Below are 2,747 nucleotides of genomic sequence, written 5' to 3'. Positions count from 1 at the left end.
CCAACCAGTTCGCCATCATGTTCGGCGAGCGCTTCACGAACGCGATTATCTAACTACGAATTCTGGCCCCGCACACAGAATTTCTGACAGGTCCGCCAGCTGCTATCGCACAATCCAGCATATGATTCAGCGGTATTTGAGATAGCTTTTGAGAATCATCCCCTACCGCAAGACCCAGTTCACCAGGCCCGTAGCCGCCGCCTACATCGCTGTGTGCGCCTGGATACGCAAACTGGAAACATCCGGGCTGCAGCTTACCGTCGACTCCTATCGCGTCTAAAGGAAAATTCCGACGTAGCTCATGCATTGCCACCATGTGCACGCAGTTTTGCACTGACGCTGGAATAAGTAGCGCATCTGCACTTGCCCACGCACCATGCCCCCCAGTTGAGTTCATAGCCAGTGCCGTTGTACCGGACCAGAATCCCGCTGATGCGACAGTATCTACGATTCCCACGAATCGAAACTGCAGTGGTACACCGGCGAAACGACCGCCGATCAGCAACTCATTCAGCCAACTACAAAACACCCGTGCCTCTGCAGCACCTCTGGAAAAGCCAAAAACATCGAGGAAGCACTCGACGACACGAACCTTGCTGTTCTTGAGTCTTGCTTCCAGATTTCCAGCCTGTTGCACGAGAAAATCACGACGAATACTGGTGCTTCCCAAGTTCGGTTGTAACAACCCACTGTTTGTTCCGAATTTGGCAAGCCACTTCCGATCATTTGAGTCAATTATGTTGGGTAAAGTGGACCCATCAGTCAAGACACTCAGCCGGCTAGTTTAAGCTGTGTCCATTTCCACTTCAGCAGCTGCCCGGCGCTGCCCCGTTCCGCCGTTTTTCTCCGGCTCTTGGTCCGCGTCGCCGAACTTGTCGACGATCAACGCACCTCCTCCAACACCGGCACGGTAGACATGATCTGGCGTCTCGTAGCCCAGCGCCTGGTGTGGACGCTCGGCGTTGTAAAACGCGAAGTACTGTGCCAGGCCGACTGTCAGCTCGGCCATGTTGGCGTAGCCCTTCAGGTACACGTCCTCGTACTTCACGTTGCGCCACAGGCGCTCGACGAAGATGTTGTCCAGCGCCCGTCCTCGCCCATCCATGCTGATGGCCACGCCTTCGCGCTTGAGCACGCTGGTAAAGGCGTCACTGGTGAACTGCGAGCCCTGGTCGCTGTTGAATACCTCGGGCTTGCCGTGGTGGCGCAATGCCTCCTCCAGACAGTCCACGCAGAACGACGCGTCCATGCTGTTGCTGATGCGCCAGGCCAGCACACGACGCGAGTACCAATCGATGACCGCCACCAGGTAGGCAAAGCCGCGCGCCAGCCGAATGTACGTCAGGTCCGTACTCCACACCTGGTTCGGCCGCGTGACCGCCACCCCGCGCAGCAGATAGGGATAGACCTTGTGCTGCGGGTGCGGCTTGCTCGTGGACGGCCCCGGCGCCATGCCCGCCAAGCCCATTTCCCGCATCAGGCGCTGCACGCGCTTGCGGTTGACGCGGTGCTCTCGGCCTCGCAGGAAGACCGCCATGCGCCGGCTGCCGTAGAACGGGCGGCTGGTGTACTCCTCGTCGATCAGGGCGCGCAGCTGGCCGTCCTCCTCCTCGATGCATTCCTGTCGGGCCGCCGCCTCCAGCCGCCGATACACGGTCGAACGCGGCACGCCGGCCAGCTCGCACTGCATCGTCAGCGGTATCTTGTCCTCGCGCTCGATCCACCGTGCCCGCTCGGCCGGACTCATTCCCCAAGCTTTTTTTTGAGCCAATCCACCTGCATCTTCAGCTTGCCGATCTCGCTGTACAGCTTGTCCTCCGGGCTGCTTTCGTCCACCGGCTTCGGCCCGCGCTTGACGTCGAACAGGGCGCCGGCGTTCTCCAGGATCTCCTTCTTCCACTGGCCCACCAGTACTGGATGCACGCCGAATTCCTGCGCAATCTCCGTCACCGTCTTCACCCCACGCACCGCTTCCAACCCAACCTTGGCCTTGAACTCGGCGCTGTGCACCCTGCGTTTTTTACCTTCACTCATTCGCTGTCATCCTTTCGCGGACGACAGCTTAAACCACCGTCTCAGATTCGGGGTCCACTATAGGGGCCGTTCCGGCAAAGTGCCAGAATTTCGTGCTGATCAAACATCCTGCTTCTCAAAGACCGCAATTGCAAGAAATTAAAAATCGCTAACAAACCAAATATTGCTCGTCCTTCGCAACCAAAAGCACACCCTTTCCCAAGGTTGCTTTCCTCATGCTCACCAATCTCTGGAAACTTCGTACCAACCCCTGGAACATACATGTTTAGTGCCGTGCGATCATATTCCTCGTCGTAGCTGGCCTTTATTCCGAGCAAAGGCTATGCTGAACGAGTTGATTGCTGGGTTCAGCAATCCCGGAATTTCAAAGCACCAGGAGCAATTTGCAGCATGAGTTCACGCATTCACCCGCAAGCCCGAACTACACCGAAAACGCGCCAAGAGATCAAGGACTCGGGCCTGTCAGATCGCCAGGCGGCCAAGGTCTTCAATGTCAGCCGGGCTACCGCCAAGAAGTGGCTCAAGCGTGATGATGTACAGGACCGTTCCCACCGTGCCCATGTCCTCAAGACCACCCTGAGCGCAGCGCAGGAAGCGATCGTGCTTGCGCTGCGCCAGTCGCTTTATTTGCCATTGGACGATCTTCTCTTCGTCACCAAGCAGTACATCAATCCTGACGTCTCTCGCTCAGGTCTTGCCCGCCTTTTGAAGCG

At 57.6% G+C, this 2,747-nt stretch carries 2 protein-coding genes and 1 pseudogene; 1 reads left to right on the top strand and 2 read right to left on the bottom strand.

Annotated features, from left to right (window positions below; translation table 11 throughout):
* Nucleotides 1-49: 49 nt before the first annotated feature.
* Entirely contained in the window at nt 50-457 is a 408-nt protein-coding gene (locus HMPREF9710_RS28910) for a phospholipase effector Tle1 domain-containing protein (RefSeq protein ID WP_503826222.1), read from the bottom strand.
* Between the two features lie 327 nt (nt 458-784).
* Nucleotides 785-2,034 (bottom strand): IS3 family transposase gene (locus HMPREF9710_RS10330; protein ID WP_229409725.1). Its coding sequence is split into 2 segments (ribosomal slippage): nt 785-1,749 and nt 1,749-2,034, totalling 1,251 coding nucleotides; the frame shifts between segments, so codons are not numbered across the junction.
* Nucleotides 2,035-2,424: 390 nt separating this feature from the next.
* Here HMPREF9710_RS10330 and HMPREF9710_RS28225 point away from each other — a divergent pair.
* Nucleotides 2,425-2,747: pseudogene (locus tag HMPREF9710_RS28225) on the top strand (IS481 family transposase); the annotation flags it as partial.

This window comes from Massilia timonae CCUG 45783 (genome assembly GCF_000315425.1).
GTDB lineage: Bacteria > Pseudomonadota > Gammaproteobacteria > Burkholderiales > Burkholderiaceae_D > Telluria > Telluria timonae.
The sequence above is the reverse complement of the archived record's forward strand: the minus strand, read 5'-3'. Positions and strand labels throughout refer to the sequence as shown.